This is a genomic window from Longimicrobiaceae bacterium (genome assembly GCA_035936415.1).
GTDB lineage: Bacteria > Gemmatimonadota > Gemmatimonadetes > Longimicrobiales > Longimicrobiaceae > JAFAYN01.
The window spans coordinates 1-15,433 of the sequence record DASYWD010000066.1 but is presented as its reverse complement, the minus strand read 5'-3'; the positions used below and the strand labels follow the sequence as shown (position 1 = coordinate 15,433).

At 71.3% G+C, this 15,433-nt stretch carries 11 protein-coding genes; 2 read left to right on the top strand and 9 right to left on the bottom strand.

Translation table 11 applies throughout. The features are described from left to right. Together VGR37_03060 and VGR37_03055 are read right to left on the bottom strand one after the other, a co-directional pair. On the bottom strand, nt 1-937 hold a 937-nt coding region (locus VGR37_03060; protein HEV2146373.1), incomplete at its 3' end, for an insulinase family protein. Between the two features lie 143 nt (nt 938-1,080). Then, on the bottom strand, nt 1,081-2,016 hold the full coding sequence (locus VGR37_03055) for a peptidoglycan DD-metalloendopeptidase family protein (protein ID HEV2146372.1): 936 nt from the start codon (nt 2,014-2,016) through the stop codon (nt 1,081-1,083). A 264-nt stretch (nt 2,017-2,280) separates the two neighbouring features. Here VGR37_03055 and metG point away from each other — a divergent pair, with 264 nt between their 5' ends. Further along, nucleotides 2,281-3,831, top strand: coding sequence for a methionine--tRNA ligase (gene metG / locus VGR37_03050; GenBank protein HEV2146371.1), 1,551 nt, complete (start codon nt 2,281-2,283; stop codon nt 3,829-3,831). A 77-nt stretch (nt 3,832-3,908) separates the two neighbouring features. Here the strand turns inward: metG and VGR37_03045 are convergent, their stop codons facing one another. The 6 genes from VGR37_03045 to VGR37_03020 all read right to left on the bottom strand — a co-directional run bounded on the left by VGR37_03045 (nt 3,909) and on the right by VGR37_03020 (nt 13,895). Further along, a complete protein-coding gene (locus VGR37_03045) occupies nt 3,909-4,832 on the bottom strand; it encodes a CVNH domain-containing protein (GenBank protein HEV2146370.1) in 924 nt (307 codons plus the stop codon). Between the two features lie 257 nt (nt 4,833-5,089). Continuing rightward, nucleotides 5,090-6,133: a regulatory iron-sulfur-containing complex subunit RicT gene (gene ricT, locus VGR37_03040; GenBank protein ID HEV2146369.1), complete on the bottom strand. Its 1,044-nt coding sequence runs from the start codon at nt 6,131-6,133 to the stop codon at nt 5,090-5,092. Nucleotides 6,134-6,201: 68 nt separating this feature from the next. Further along, a complete protein-coding gene (locus tag VGR37_03035) occupies nt 6,202-7,167 on the bottom strand; it encodes an acetyl-CoA carboxylase carboxyltransferase subunit alpha (protein HEV2146368.1) in 966 nt (321 codons plus the stop codon). A 20-nt stretch (nt 7,168-7,187) separates the two neighbouring features. Then, a complete protein-coding gene (gene dnaE / locus VGR37_03030; GenBank protein ID HEV2146367.1) occupies nt 7,188-10,820 on the bottom strand; it encodes a DNA polymerase III subunit alpha in 3,633 nt (1,210 codons plus the stop codon). 155 nt (nt 10,821-10,975) lie between these two features. Next, entirely contained in the window at nt 10,976-11,827 is an 852-nt protein-coding gene (locus tag VGR37_03025) for a CoA transferase (GenBank protein HEV2146366.1), read from the bottom strand. A 109-nt stretch (nt 11,828-11,936) separates the two neighbouring features. Further along, nucleotides 11,937-13,895, bottom strand: a complete 1,959-nt coding sequence (locus tag VGR37_03020) for an acyl-CoA dehydrogenase family protein (GenBank protein ID HEV2146365.1) — start codon at nt 13,893-13,895, stop codon at nt 11,937-11,939. A gap of 276 nt (nt 13,896-14,171) precedes the next feature. Between VGR37_03020 and VGR37_03015 the strand changes: the two genes are divergently transcribed. Next, entirely contained in the window at nt 14,172-14,357 is a 186-nt protein-coding gene (locus tag VGR37_03015; protein ID HEV2146364.1) for a hypothetical protein, read from the top strand. A 22-nt stretch (nt 14,358-14,379) separates the two neighbouring features. Here the strand turns inward: VGR37_03015 and VGR37_03010 are convergent. Continuing rightward, on the bottom strand, nt 14,380-15,433 hold a 1,054-nt coding region (locus VGR37_03010), incomplete at its 5' end, for a hypothetical protein (protein ID HEV2146363.1).

Here is a 15,433-nt window from a genome sequence, read left to right as displayed (position 1 = left end):
AGGTCACGGAGGCGCGGACCGCGCGCCGCGCGGCGGCGAGGCCGGCCGGCTGCGCCGCGGCCACCACCGCCAGTGCCTGTCCCTGGCGGGTCCACCAGTGCTCGGTCTCCACCGAGACGGAGGGGAGCCGCTCGCGGAGGTGGCCGCGGAGGAGGCGCGCCGTCACGATGAGCGCCGCCGGGTCTGCGTCCGAGGCGGAGTAGCCCAGCCCGATCCAGCCGCGCGTGGCCTCCGGCGCCACCGGGGGCGACGCGGAGACGGTGTCCACGAGCCACTCCGCGAGCCCGCCGCCCGGCGCCGCCGGGAGCTGGGCGAAGGCGCTCCGCACCTGCCCCACCTGCACGTCGCCCACCGCGACCACGGCCACGCGCTCGGGGCGGTACATCTCCGCCCAGACCGCCGGGAGCACGTCGGCGGTGAGGCGCTCGGCGGACGCAGCGGTCCCGGCGGGGGAGAGGTCCGCGGGGAAGAGGCCTGCGCGCAGCAGCGCGCGCACGTGCCCGGACGCGGTCTCCCACTCGGCGTTCCGCTCGTCCCGCAGCTCGCGCGCGGCGGCCACGAGCTGCGACTCGGTGAAGCGCGGGGGGCGTAGCGTGGAGCGGAGCACCCCGGCCAGGTAGTCCAGCTCCGAGGCCGGTCCGGTGGCGGTGTACACGACGGCGTCGCCGCTGCGGGTGGCCTGGATCTCCCCGCCCACGCGCCGCACCTGCTCCCGCAGCGACGGGAGGAGGAGGTGCTGCAGGAGGTGCCCGGCCCCGGCGTACCCCGGCGGGTCGTCCGCCAGCACGGAGAGCCGGAGCGCGGCGAACGGGATCGCGGGCTGGCGGTGCACGGCCACCAGCCCCGCCCGCGCCTGGTCAGGGGGGGGGGAGGGGGCGGACGCCGCGGTGTCCGCCGCGGCGGTCGCGGCCCCGAGGGCGAGGGCGAGCAGGAGCATTTCTACAGGAGCCGGCGTGGGTCGGGCGTTTTCACGGTGCGTATAGGCCGGGCCGCCCCCGGAAGTTCCCGCCCGCAGGATGCGCAAAGGAGCGCCGTCGGGCGCTCCTTGCGGATCCACCGGGGCGGGCGGCCGTCCCGGGCCTAGTCGGGGATCGCGTCGTCGATGATGAAGTTCAGCGGGTCCACCGGGCGCCCGTTCACCTCCACCTCGTAGTGCAGGTGCGGGCCGCTCACCAGCCCGGTGGCGCCCACCTCGGCGATCGGCTGGCCGCGCTGCACCGCCTGGCCGATCTTCACCAGGAGCCGGGAGGCGTGCGCGAAGCGCGTCACGTAGCCGTAGCCGTGGTCGATCTCCACCACGTTGCCGTACCCGCCGGACTTGAAGCCGGAATAGCTGACCCGTCCCTTCGCCGGGGCCAGGATCGGCTCCCCGACCGGCGCGGCGATGTCGATCCCCTTGTGCGGGCGGGTGATGCGGAGGACGGGGTGCTGCCGGTTGCGGCTGAACAGGCTGGAGAGGTGTCCGGCGGAGGGTGCGATCGACGGGGTGGCTGCGAGCCGCTCCCGGTTGCTCTCCATGGCGTCGAGCGCCTCGTCCATGCTGTTGCGCAGCAGTGCGGCGCGGCGCATCAGGGTAGCGAGGTCGGTGGAGGTCTCGAAGACCTTCTTCCCCCGCTCGGGGCTCATCCGGAAGAGCGCCGCGGACTGGAGCGTGGCCGTCCCCGGCCCGCCGATCCCCACCCGCTCCACCGCCGGGTCGATCTTGGGGAGCCCCGCGACCACCCGGTACTTCTCCCCCTTCTGCGAAAGGTCCTCGATGGACTCGGAGAGCGTCTCCATCTGGGAGCGCATCTGGTCCACCTCGGCGGCCAGGAGCCGGTTCTCGCGCTCCAGCGTGGCGGCGCGGACGTGGTGCGCCTGCTTGACGAAGAAGCCGATGCTGAAGACAGCGAGGGTGAAGGTGCAGACCAGGGCGGTGGAGACTGCGACGCGGACGCTCCGGCTGGAGATCTGGATGGATCTGACGCGCTCGTTGTCGTGCGGGACGAGCATCAGCGTCCACTTGGATCGGGCCATGGATTCGGTTTTGGTCCGGAAGAAAGCTGCGGGAGTCGATGCTCCCGGGAAGAGTCCTGGTTGTAGCGGAGGAACGTACGATACAGCCGCGCGCGGGGAGTGTCAAGCAGCTTCACGTTTTGCGTGAACCCTCCCGAAAGGGGCGGGGCGCGGCGGCCCCCGTCGGCGCCACTTGCCAAGGTGGCGGGCCGGAGCCATCCTTGCACGCTTCCAGCGCCGCGACCGCAGTCCAGGCGCGGCTCCCCGACGAGACCGACAGAGCGCATGCCCAGCGAGCCCGACACCTTCTACGTCACCACGCCGATCTACTACGTGAACGATCGGCCGCACGTGGGCCACGTGTACTCCACCACGGTGGCCGACATGCTCGCGCGGTACCACCGCCTGCGCGGGGACGACACCTTCTTCCTCACGGGGACGGACGAGCACGCGGCCAAGGTGGTGACGGCGGCGGCGGAGCGGGGGCTGGGGCCGCAGGAGTGGGCGGACCGGAACGCCGCCGCGTTCCAGGAGGCGTTCGCGCGCCTGGGAGTCTCCAACGACGACTTCATCCGCACCAGCGAGGCGCGCCACCGTGAGCGCGTCACCGACTACGTGCGCCGGCTCCTGGACTCCGGCGACGTGTACTTCGGCGAGTACGAGGGGTGGTACGATGCGGGGCAGGAGGAGTACGTCCCGGAGAACAAGGCCAAGGAGTACGACTTCCGCTCCCCCATCAACGGGCAGCCGCTGGTCCGCAAGTCGGAGCAGAACGCCTTCTTCCGCCTGAGCGCCTACCAGGACCGCCTCCTGGAGCTGCTGGAGGACGGGCTGGTGCAGCCCGAGGCGCGCCGCAACGAGCTCCTCGCCCGCGTGCGGGAGGGGCTGAACGACGTGCCGGTCTCCCGCACGGGGACGCAGGGGTGGGGGATCCCCGTCCCCGGTCACCCGGAGCAGTCGATCTACGTCTGGATCGACGCGCTGATGAACTACCTGACCACGGTGGACACGGAGGAGCGGCGCAGGTACTGGCCCGCGGACGTGCACCTGATCGCCAAGGACATCCTCTGGTTCCACGGGGTGATCTGGCCGGCGCTCCTACTGGCGCTGGGCCGGCCGGTCCCGCGGCGGGTGTACGCCCACTCCTTCTGGATCGCGGACGGGCGGAAGATGAGCAAGTCGCTCGGCAACTTCGTCGACCTGGAGCGGATCGACGACTACGTGTCGCGCTTCTCCCTGGACGCGCTCCGCTGGTTCCTGGCGACGCAGGGGCCGCTGGGGACGACCGACGCCGACTTCGCCGAGGCCAAGTTCGTGGAGGTGTACAACTCCGACCTGGCGAACACCCTCGGCAACTCGTTCAGCCGCGTCGCCAACATGATCGGGCGCTACTTCGGCGGGGAGGCGCCCGCGCCCGGGGACGCCGGGGAGCTGCGGGCTGCCGCGGAGCGGTGCGTCGCGGCGTACCGGGAGGCGATGGGCGGGCTGCGGCTGGACGACGCGGCGGGGGCGGCGCTCGACCTGGTCCGCGAGATCGACGGCTACATCGAGCGGACGGCTCCGTTCAAGCTCGCCAAGGACCCGGAGCGGATGCCCGAGGTCGGGGCGATCCTGTACGACTGCGCGGAGGCCATGCGGATCGCGTCGCTCCTGCTCTGGCCGGTGCTCCCGGCGAAGATGGAGGAGGTGTGGCGGCGAACCGGGGGCGACGAGTACGCCTCCGCCATGGCCGACCGCGGACGGGGGCGGCTGGAGGAGTGGACCGCGTGGGGGCAACTGCGGCCAGGGACGGCCATCGCCAAGGGGGAGGCGCTGTTCCCGCGCCACCAGCCGTAGCGTCGCCCCGCAGTCCCGCAGGAACGGCGCGCCGGGCTCAGGCCCGGCGCGCCGTTCCCCTTCGTGAGCGGGTCCGGCTACGCGGCCTGGCTCACCAGCACGCCGTTCTGGTTGCTCACGCTCACCGAGCGGAGGCTGGTCAGGTCGAGCGTGGCCGCCTGGTAGCTTCCGTCCGCCTTCTGGGCCTGGCAGCTCAACACCACGCTGACGTCGCTGCACGACCGGGAGTAGCTGCCGCCCGGCACGAAGCCGTTCGGGCGCGTCGTGTCGCCGTCCGCGACCAGGCTGCCGTCGACGTTGCTGAACGAGACGTCGGTGAGAGCGGTAATGTCGATGCTCGCGGGGCTGAGCGTTCCGTCCTGCGTCCTGGCGTTGCAGGCCAGCATCACCTTGAAGTCCTTGCACGTCTGCCGGTAGCTGCCGGCCGGAACGAAGGCTCCCGTGTTGAACAGGGACAGGCCCGCGGCGGGATCCGGCTGCCAGGTGGTGCCGTAGACGGTGCGAACCAGGCGGTCGCTCTGGACGACCCAGGAGTAGTCCGTGTTCGTGGAAACCATCGTGACCTGCTTCCCGTCGGCGGTCACCACCAGCAGGTCGAAGGTCTCCGCGTCGCCGAGCCAGGCAAAGACGCCGCTCAGCGACGTGTAGTTGGAGAACGAGCTCAGGCTGAGGACGTCGACGACCTGGCCCGCAGGAACCTTGATCGAGTGGGCCTTGACCTGCGCGAGCACCGCCTCCGTGGCCTTGGTGACGGCGCTCGCGGCGCCGAACATGCTGCCGCCCAGCGAGGCCACGATCTTGAGGAAGTAATACAGGCTCTTCACGGTGTTCAGCGTGGCCGGCAGTTCCCCGGCCATCGCGACGGCGCGGATCTCACCGATCCCCACGGCCAGCGCGGCCACGTTGAAGCCGATGTCCGCTAGCATCCAGCCCGTCTTCTCCGCGGGAAGGACGTAGACGTCCTGGTCGAGCGAGTTCGCGATGTAGACGTGAGTCGCCATGGTGTTGCTCCCCTCTTCTGCCGTGTGGATGGAAGGCCTGCGTGGTGCTCCCGGCCGACCTCGCCGCATCGCGCGTGGCGGGGTCGTGTGGCGTCTTCGGCCGGTCGGGAGGATGTTCGTCTAAGAGGGTCGGCTCGTGGATGGCTCGACTTGAGCGGCTCCGTTGCCGCGTCTGCCGCGCTTCCAGGGGAGGGGGCCGAAAAGCGAAGGAGCCGCCCCGGTGGTCCGGGACGGCTCCTTCGCTGTTCTCTTGCCGTCTACGCCTGCGGGCCGCCTCTTGAGTCCTGGCCGTGACCGCCGCCGCGCCGGTCGTTGTGCACGCGCGGGCGGCGCGGGGGGCGCTGCTTCTCGGCGGGGGAGGGGAGGGGCTGCGAGGGAGCGGCGGGGGCGACCTCCCTCTCGCGCGGAGCGGCGGGGCCCGCGCCGGCCATCTCGGCGCGCAGCTCCTCCAGCTCCACCACGCGGCGCTGGCGGGACTCGTCCAGCAGCGTGACCTGGTTCTTCCAGATGTCGATCCCGATCACCTTCTCGGTGCCCTTCGACGTGCGGACCATCTTCCCCTCCCGCGGGAAGCGCTTGCGGGCGGCCAGGTAGGCGTCGTGCTCGTAGGTGAGGCAACACATCAGCCGGCCGCAGGTGCCGGAGATCTGCGTGGGGTTCAGCGACAGGTTCTGGTCCTTGGCGAGCTGCAGGGAGATGGGCTTGATCTCGCGGAGCCAGGTGGAGCAGCACAGCTCGCGCCCGCACCGCCCCACGCCTCCCAGGAGCGCCGCCTCGTCGCGCACGCCGATCTGCTTCAGCTCGATCCGGGTGCGGAAGGTGCGGGCCAGGTCGCGGACCAGCTGCCGGAAGTCCACCCGCCGCTCGGCCGTGAAGTAGATGGTCAGCTTGTTCCGGTCCCACTGCCACTCCACCTCGCTCACCTTCATCTTCAGGCCGTGCTGCTCCACCATCTCGCGGGTGGTGCGGCGGACCCGCTCCTCGTCCGCCCGGAGCACGTGCAGCGCCTGCACCTCGCCCGGCTCGGCGCGGCGCAGGACGCGCGCGGCGGGAGCCTCGTCCTCACTTGCGCCCTCGCCCTTGCAGCTGGAGCACTTCTTCGCGGCGACGCCCCCCACCGAGCGCACCCGGCCCAGGTCGCGCCCCCGCTCCACCTCCACCAGCACGTACTCCCCCACCCGGAGCTCGGCGTCCGTGGTGCGGAAGTAGGCGCGGTGGGTCCCCTTGAACGCCACCTCGACGACGCGCGGAAGCTCGCGCAGGTCGGGGCGTGGCTGGAATACGGGCAACGGAAGGCTCACGGTACCACCTCATCTATTGCGGAGCGCCGCGCCCGCGGGGGCAGCGGCGCCTCGGGTAGCTCGCGGGGTCAGCGGACGGTGCGCCACTCCCCCATGGACATGTACTTCTCCCAGCGGGCGGGGCGCAGCTCGTCCACGGGGACGGCGCGCAGCTCCGCCAGGTGCCGGACCAGCGCGTCGCGGAGCGCGTCCGCGGTGGTCTCCCAGTCCGAGTGGGCGCCGCCGGCGGGCTCCCGGACGATGTCGTCGATCACGCCCAGCCGCTTCAGGTCGGGCGCGGTGATGCGCAGCGCGGCGGCGGCCTTGTCGCGCTCCGTGCCGGACTTCCAGAGGATCGCCGCGCACCCCTCCGGCGAGATCACCGAGTAGACGGCGTTCTCGAGCATCAGCACGCGGTCGGCCACGCCGATGGCGAGCGCGCCGCCGGAGCCGCCCTCCCCGATGACCACGGCCACGGTGGGGACGCGGAGCCCCGCCATCTCCCGGAGGTTGCGGGCGATGGCCTCGGCCTGACCGCGCTCCTCCGCCCCCAGCCCCGGGTATGCGCCCGGGGTGTCGATCAGCGTCACGACCGGACGGCCGAACTTCTCGGCCAGCTTCATGAGCCGGAGCGCCTTGCGGTATCCCTCGGGGTGCGGCATCCCGAAGTTCCGCTTCAGGTTCTCCTTCATGTCGCGGCCCTTCTGCTGGCCGATCAGCATGACGGTCTCGCCGTCCAGCCGCGCCCACCCGCCGACGATGGAGTCGTCGTCCCGGTACATGCGGTCGCCGTGCAGCTCCACGTAGTCCGCGAAGATCAGCTCCGCGTAGTCGAGCGTGTACGGCCGCCGGGGGTGCCGCGCCACCTGCACCCGCTCGATGGGGCTCAGGTTGCGGAAGGTGTCCTGCTTGAGCTCCACCAGCTTGCGCTCCAGGGAGCGGAGCTCGGCGGAGACGTCCAGCCCGCGCTCACGCGCCAGCGTGCGGAGCCGGGCGATCTGCTCCTCCACGTCGGCGATGGCCCGCTCGAAATCCAGATGGGCTACGGTAGCCAAGTATCCTCGCTGTCGCTCGGTTATCCTCTGACCAGCTTCACCCGCTCCTCCCCCAGCACCCCCCGCAGCTCCGTCAGCAGCACCTCCGTCGGCGCCACCCGCACCGTTCGCGAGCGGAGCCGGGGCTCGTCGCCCGGGGGGAGCGTGCCGCCGTTGCGCCACACCACCACCAGCGGGCCCGGCCCGGGGTTCCGGGCGAAGCACTCCTTCGCCTGCTGGATCCGGAGCGCGTCGGTGCCGTCGGCGCCCAGCTCGACACAGACGCCCACCTCGCCGCTCTCGCGAAGGTCCGCCAGGCGCACGGCGCCGTCCAGGAACATGGGCGGGTCCTCCTCGTCGCGCTCGCGGCCGGAGACGGCGCCCCGGATCAGCACCGGCGTGTCCTGCTGCAGCACGTCCTTCCACCGCGCCCACGACTCGCCGAAGGCCAGGACCGTGGCCGTGCCGTAGAAGTCCTCCACCGTGATCCGGCCCCACTCGGAGCCGTCCTTCTTGGAGATCTGGCGCGCGGCCTCGGTCACCACGCACGCCAGCTCCACCTTCTGGTCGCGGTGCTCCCTGAGGTTCGCGGTGTTGACCCGCTCGAACAATGCCACGTCCTCGCGGAACTTGTCCAGGGGGTGCCCGGAAATGAAGAAGCCCAGGATCTCCTTCTCCCGCGCCAGCCGCTCGCCCTCCTGCCACTTCTCCACGGGGGGGAGCGCCGGCTCCGCGATCCCCGCGGTGTTCCCCACGTCCCCGCCCATCAGGTCGCCGAACATGCTCTCCTGCGCGCTCTCGCGGTCGCGCTGCGCCTGCTGCGCCGCCGCGAAGGCGGCGTCCAGACCGGCCAGGAGCTGGGCACGCCCGCCGCCCTGGTCGAAGCCGTCCAGCGCCCCGGCGCAGATCAGCGCCTCGATCACCCGCTTGTTGCAGAGCCGCAGGTCGATCCGGCAGAGCAGGTCGAACATGGAGGTGAACGGCCCCTCCGTGATCCGCGCGGCCAGGATGGAGCGCACCGCGCCCTCGCCGACGCCGCGGATGGCGCCCAGCCCGAAGCGGATCTTCCCCACGCCCTCGCCGACGACGTTGAACTTCCAGTTCGACTCGTTGACGTGCGGGGGGAGCACCTCGATCCCCTCGCGGCCCACGCGGGGGAGGTACTTCCCCATCTCCCGGCACTGGGCGATGTACGACACCACGTCGTCGATCTTGTCCACCACCGACGACATCAGCGCGGCCATGAACTCGGCCGGGTAGTGGCACTTCAGCCACGCCGTCTGGAAGGCCAGCAGCCCGTACGCGGCGGAGTGCGACTTGTTGAAGCCGTAGCGGCCGAACGCCTCGATCTGTTCGGCGAGGTCCTGGACCATCCTGCGGTCGTGTCCCTTCTCCACCGCCTTCTCCACGAACTTCCCCAGCTCCTTGGCGATCAGCTCTGCGTCCTTCTTGCCCACCGCCTTCCGGAGCACGTCGGCTTCGGCCAGCGACAGCCCGCCCAGGATCTGCGCGATGCGCATCACCTGCTCCTGGTAGACGATGACCCCGTAGGTGGGCTCCAGCACGTCGACCAGGCTCTCGTGCGGGTAGACCACCTTCTCCTGCCCCAGCTTGCGCCGGATGTAGACGAGGTCCATCCCCATGTCGAGCGGGCCGGGGCGCACCAGCGCGTTGGCGGCCACCAGGTCGTCGAAGCGGTCCGCCTTCATGGCGCGGATCTTCTCCGTCGCCAGCGCGGATTCGAACTGGAACACGCCGGCGGTGCCGCCGCGCGCCAGCATCCGGTACACCTCGGGGTCGTCCAGCTCGATGTCCTCGGCCCGGGCGTACTCCTTCCCGGTGTCGGGGTGCCGGAGCGCGCCGTGGCGCTCGCGGATGGCGGTCACGGCGTCGTAGATCACCGTGAGCGTCTTCAGCCCCAGGAAGTCCATCTTGAGCATCCCCGCCTTCTCCAGGCAGGTCATGTCGTACTGCGTGACGATGATGCTCTCGCCGCTGCCGCCCGACCCCTTGGTGCTCTGCGTGCAGATGGGGACGTACTCGTCCAGCGGCCCCGGCGCGATCACCACGCCGGCCGCGTGCACGCTGGAGTGCCGCGAGAGCCCTTCCAGCGTGGTGGAGTAGTCCAGGAGCTGCCGGTAGCGGTCCTCCTTGTCGTACAGCTCCTTGATCTCCGGGATCTTCTCGACGGCCTCCTGCACGGTGAGCGAGTACGCCGGGCCGTTGGGGATCAGCTTCGCCAGCCGGTCCGTCTCCGCGGGGAGGAAGCCCAGGGTGCGCCCCACGTCCTTGACCACCGCGCGCGACTTCATCGTCCCGAAGGTGATGATCTGCCCCACGGCGTCTCGGCCGTACTTCTCGCGCACGTACTCGATGACCTCGCCGCGCCGTTCGAAGCAGAAGTCCACGTCGATGTCGGGCATCGACACGCGCTCCGGGTTCAGGAAGCGCTCGAAGAGGAGGTCGAACTTGATGGGGCAGCAGTCGGTGATCCCCATGCAGTACGCCACGATGGATCCCGCCGCCGAGCCGCGCCCCGGCCCCACCGGGATGTCGCGCCTGCGGGCCTCGCGGATGAAGTCCGCCGTGATCAGGAAGTAGCCGGAGTAGCCCAGCTTGGTGATGACGTCCAGCTCGTACTCCACGCGCTCCACGATCTCCGCCGGGAGCGCCGCCCGGACCTCCTCCTCCGAATGCGGCGCGATCTCGCCGGCTGGTCCCTGCGCTCCCCCTGCCCCCTGTCCGTAGTGCTTCAGCGCCCCGCTCCACACCCAGGCGCGGAGCATCTCGTCCTCGGTCGCGAAGCCCTCCTCCTGCACCGGGAAGGCGGGGACGTGGTATCCCTTGGGGTATGACCAGTTGATCTCGTCCGCGATGCGGAGCGTGTTCTCCAGCACATCCGGGCGCCCGGGGAAGCGCTCCGCCATCTCCGGTCCGCTCTTGAAGTAGAGCTGGTCGTCGTACTTCATCCGGTTGGGGTCGGAGAAGTCCTTCCCCAGCCCGATGCAGAGCAGGACGTCGTGCGCCTGGTGGTCTTCCGCCCGGAGGAAGTGGGTGTCGTTGGTGGCGACGACCGGCGCACCCATCTCCTCCGCCAGCTTGAAGATGCGGCGGTTCAGCTCGTCCTGGCCCTGGGAGTCGTGGCCCTGCACCTCCAGGTAGTAGCGGTCGCGGAACACCTCCTGGTGCCACGCCACGGCCTCGCGCGCCTCGTCCCAGCGGTCCTCCATCAGGTGCTGGGCGACCTCGCCGGCCAGGCAGGCGGAGGTGACGATCAGCCCTTCGCCGTACTGCCGGAGCACCTCGCGGTCGATGCGGGGCTTGGAGTAGAAGCCCTCCGTGTAGCCGATGGAGGTCAGCTTGGTGAGGTTCTTGTAGCCCTGGAAGTCGCGGGCGAGGAGCACCAGGTGGTAGTAGCCTTTCTCCCCCTTGGCCTTGGCGCGGTCGTGTCGGCTGTTGGGGGCGACGTAGGCCTCCATCCCCACGATGGGCTTGATCCCCGCCTTCTTCGCCTGCTCCTGGAACACCCACGCGCCGAACATGCAGCCGTGGTCGGTGAGCGCGAGCGCCGGCTGCTCGAACTCCTTGGCGCGCTTGATCAGGTCCCCGATACGGTTGGCACCGTCGAGGAGGGAGTACTCGGAGTGGCAGTGCAGGTGGCAGAAGCCGCACATATCGGGACGGAGACCTTGCGCAGGCGAACTGGACATGGCGACGGATCATCAAGCCATACAACGAGTTGGCGAGATCGTTCCGGCGCGGGGCGGGCCGCCCCTCGATTCGAAATATCGCCCCCGGCGGGGTGTTCGGGCAAGTCGCTGAGCCAGGCTCAGCTCCCGGGGGGCCGCACGGCAGCGACCGGGAGACCCCGCGCGTCCGCCCACGCCTCCCACTCCTCGGCCGTCCTGGCACCGAACGCCGCCGCAAGCGCGGGGCGTGTCAGCTCCTCCAGTCCCAGCTCCTCCCGAAGCCGCGACGCGAAGTGCGGCTCCAGAGCGGCCACCGCGACGACCCCTTCGCGCGACGGGTAGACGCCGTAAGCGGGGAATCCCCCGGCGAGCAGCCCGCCGGGCGCGGTGAGGCCGTGCCGCAGCGGTGCCGCCAGCTCGGCGGCCGCATCGGAGAGGGCGACCTCCGCGTAACCGGCGGCGCCGCCGCGCTCCCGGGCCAGGAGTAGCGCCAGCGCGGCGCTCGCCGCCCGTTCCGCGCTCGCCAGGTCCGCCAGCAGCGTGCGCGGGAAGCAGCCGGGATCCAGCAGCCCCTCCGTGGCCTGGTAAGTGAGGTCGTGCCCGGCCCGGTCCCGCTCCGCGCCCGGATAGCCGAAGATCGCCACCTGGCTGAGCCGGGGGTGCCGCGCGTGCAGCGCCTCCCAGGCGAGCCCCAGCCGCCCGAGCGCGGAAAGGCGGAACGAGGTCAGGAGCAGGTCCGCGTCCGCGAGCATCTCCTCCAGCCGCCCCCGTCCGGCCGGCTCCTTCAGGTCCAGCCGGACGACCTCCTGACCGTCCGCCAGCTCCCGGTACCAGTCCGGCGCGTACCTCTCCAGCGGGTCCCCCGCGGGGGGCTCCACCTTCACCACCCGCGCACCGAGGCCCCGGAGCCGCGCGGCGGCGACCGGTCCGGGGACGTTGGCCGCGAGCGAGACGACGGTCAGGCCGTGCAGGGGGTGTGCGGGGGCGGGCATGGAGGTCACGGGAGTGCGGGTGAGGTATGGGCGGCGTCGCGGAGGCGGAAACGTCGAGGGCGCCCCGGGTGGGGGCGCCCTCCGTGCAGGGGTGCGGCTGCCGAACGGCTCAGCCGCTCGCTCCCAGCTGCGTCGCGACGCGGGTGCCGGAGATCGGCTCGCCCGAGTGCTTCTCGCCCGGCCCGGGCTTCGGGGCCAGGTTCCCGTCCGGCACCGCCTGGATCGCCCCCTCCTCCAGCCACCTGTACTTCCCCTTGAGGACGTCCTGGGCCACACGGTAGGTGGGGTCGTCGGCGTTGGTCCACAGCTCCGAGAAGAGCGTGCGGATGCGGAGCCGCGAGCGGAGGCAGAACAGGTCGGCCAGGCGCATCGCCTCGGCGCCGTGCGGCTCGTTCCGCAGCGCCTGGGCGCGGACGCAGGCGGAGGACATGGCGTACAGCTCCGCGCCGATGTCCACGAAGCGCCCGAGCAGCGCCTGCTTCCGCTCCAGCTTGGCCTGGTACTGCGTCATCGCCCGGAACATGCTGCGGGCCAGCTTGCGCGAGGTCCGCTCCACGAAGCGCAGGTGCTTCGCGTTGCGCCCGAACTCGCCGTACGAGGGGAGCTGCCCCTTGCCGAAGAACTGCTTGGGGAGCCAGGTGGCGTAGAACGCCCCCGCCTTGGCCATGGCGCCCATCTTGTCGGCAGCGCTCGCCTTGGGGTTGATCAGCTCGCCGGCCACCGCCAGGTGCGTGTCCACCGCCTCGCGGGCGATGAAGAGGCGCATGATCTCGGAGGTGCCCTCGAAGATGCGGTTGATGCGGAAGTCGCGGAGCATCCGCTCCACGGCGATCGGCACCTCGCCGCGGGCGGCGAGCGAGTCCGCGGTCTCGTAGCCCCGCCCGCCGCGGATCTGGAGCAGGTCGTCGATGATCCGCCACCCGATCTCGGTGGTCCACAGCTTCGCGATGGCCGCCTCCAGGCGGATGTCGTTGCGCGCCTGGTCGGCCAGCGCGGAGGAGAGCTCCGCCATGGACTCGATGGCGAAGGCGTCCGCCGCCATTCCGCCGATCATCTGCGCCACCGCCTCGTGCTTCCCGACCGGTGCGCCCCACTGCACCCGCTCCGAAGCCCACTTGCGCGCGATCTCCACCGCGACCTTGGCGCCGTACGCGGCGCTCATGGGGAGGGTGAGGCGGCCGGTGTTCAGCGTGATCAGGGCCAGCTTGAGCCCCTTCCCCTCGCCCCAGATGATGTTCTCGCGGGGGACCCGGACGTTGTCGAAGCGGATGACCGCGTTCTGGATCGCCTTCAGCCCCAGGAAGCGGCAGCGGTGCGTGACCTGCACTCCGGGTGCGTCGGCCTCCACGACGAAGGCGGTGATCTGCGGGATCTCCCTGCCGTTCTTCACCTTGGACGGGGTGCGCGCCATCACCACCAGGAGCTCGGCCATGGTGCCGTTGGTGCACCAGAGCTTCTCGCCGTTGAGGATGAACGCCTCGCCGTCGTCGGTGGGGACCGCGGTGGTGGTCATCGCCGCCGGGTCGGAGCCGACCTCCGCCTCCGTGAGCGCGAAGGCCGAGATGGCCCCCTTCGCCAGGCGCGGGAGGTACTTCTTCTTCTGCTCCGGGGTGCCGAACATCTTGAGCGGCTGCGGCACGCCGATGGACTGGTGGGCCGAGAGGAGGGCGGTGAGGTTCCCGTCCATGCTGGTCACCATCCCGATGGTGCGCCCGTACCCCAGCTGGGAGAGACCGATCCCGCCGTACTCCTCCGGGATCTTGAGGCCGAAGGCGCCCAGCTCGCGGAGCCCCTGCACCACGTCCTCGGGGAGCTCGCCGGTGCGGTCGATCGCGTTCGAATCGACGTTCTCTTCCAGGAAGGTGCGGAGCTTCGCCATGTAGGCGTCGGTCTTGCGCCGGTCTTCCGGGCTCTGCTGCGGGTACGGATGGATCAGGTCCAGGCGGAAGTTGCCCAGGAACAGCTCGCGCACGAAGCTCGGAGCCGTCCACTCGGTCTCGCGGGCGGCCTCGGCGACTTCGCGCGACTCCTGCTCGCTGGGAGCGCTCCGGCCGTTGGTGTTGCTCATCTGCACTCTCCTCGGTATGGGATCGGGAACCCGTCGCACCGCAACATGTGCACCGCCAGCCTGCATCTCCGCTCAACTTAGAGGTGAGCCCCACTCAGGCAATAGGCGGCCGCGGACCCCTGTTCCTTCCGGCCAGCCGTGTCGGCTTCCGTATGCAAAGGGGCGTAAAAAGAGCTTAAATGCGGGGAAACAGATTGGGCGGCCCTCCGGGAGGAGGTCTACCTTTCCCTGGCCCGCCAAAGCCAGGTGGTTCACCTCATCCCGAAGGACACGCCCATGAAGAGCTCCAGGACCTTCCTCGCCCTCGCCGTGCTCGGCCTCGCCGCTGCCTGCACCGCCGCCGAGCCGACCTCCCCGTCCGCCGGGGCCGGCCGTCCCCACACCAGCGCCTACGGAGGGTCCGGGTACGGCACCCCCTCCGACACCACCCCGCCGCCGCCGAACCCTGACGGGGAGAGCTGATCCCGGCCGGGGTGGGCGGCCGTCAGCCGCCTACCCCGGCGTGCTCGTCGAGCGTCTGGACGATCCCGGTGGCCAGGTCGCTCATGTCCGCGTACCCCGCTTCTCTGTCCCGGGCGCCGACGTCCACCCCGCGCTCGTTCCGCACCGCCTCGAGAATGCTGCGCGCGGTGTGCGCCATCTGCGCCTGCTGGCGCGCAGTGGCGAGCTCCTCGGCCGTCCGTGCCGCCTCCTCGGCTTCGGCCCACCGGCCGAGGCTGGCCGCCCCCCGTGCCAGGTCGCACAGCACGGCTGCCGCCTGCTCGGCCGTTTCGGTGCCGCGCGCCATCCTCCAGATCTCGTCGCGCACCCCCTCGAACGCGACGCGGTCCCCGACGCCGCCCGCAGCCCGCGCGATGCTCCCCAGGACCGCCATCCGATCCACCGGCGCCGACATGTGCGGCAGGAGCGCCTGGGAGACGGCGAGCGCCGGGGCGAACTGTCCACGCGAGGACCAGAAGTAGGCCACGTCGTGGGCGAACACCGGGACGCGCGGGTTCTCGGAGTCGTAGGCCCCGTGGGCTGCGCGCGCGAGCGACTCCGCCTCGTCGTGCTGCTCGCTGAGCCCGGCGATCACGAACAGGTTGTGCAGCGATCCGGCGAGCACGGCGCGGAGGCTGTGCCGCTTCGCCGCGCGGTAGGCGCGGATGCTGAGCTGCTTGGCGACGGGGAGGTTGCCCCGCTGCATGTACAGGTTCGCCAGCGCCAGGAAGGCCTCGGAGTACGAGGTCCAGTCGCGCGCCTGCCGGGCGAGGCCGATGGTGCGCCGGAACCAGGTCTCGGCGCGCGCGTACTCCGCGCGCCGGCGGGCGAGCACCCCCACCCGCAGCCCGGCGGCGGCGTTCCCCGGGCAGGCGAACGCCGCCGCCTGCGCGAATGCCAGCGCGGTGGCGAGCACCCCCTCGCTCTCCGCCCACTGGCTCACTTCGCGGCACGCCAGCATCACCTGCTCGGAGGGAGTCCCGGCCGGGTCCTCCAGGATCCGCGCGATGGTCGTCAGCGGCCCCAGCGCCGCCGGGGCCGGGCGCGCCGCCGGGCGC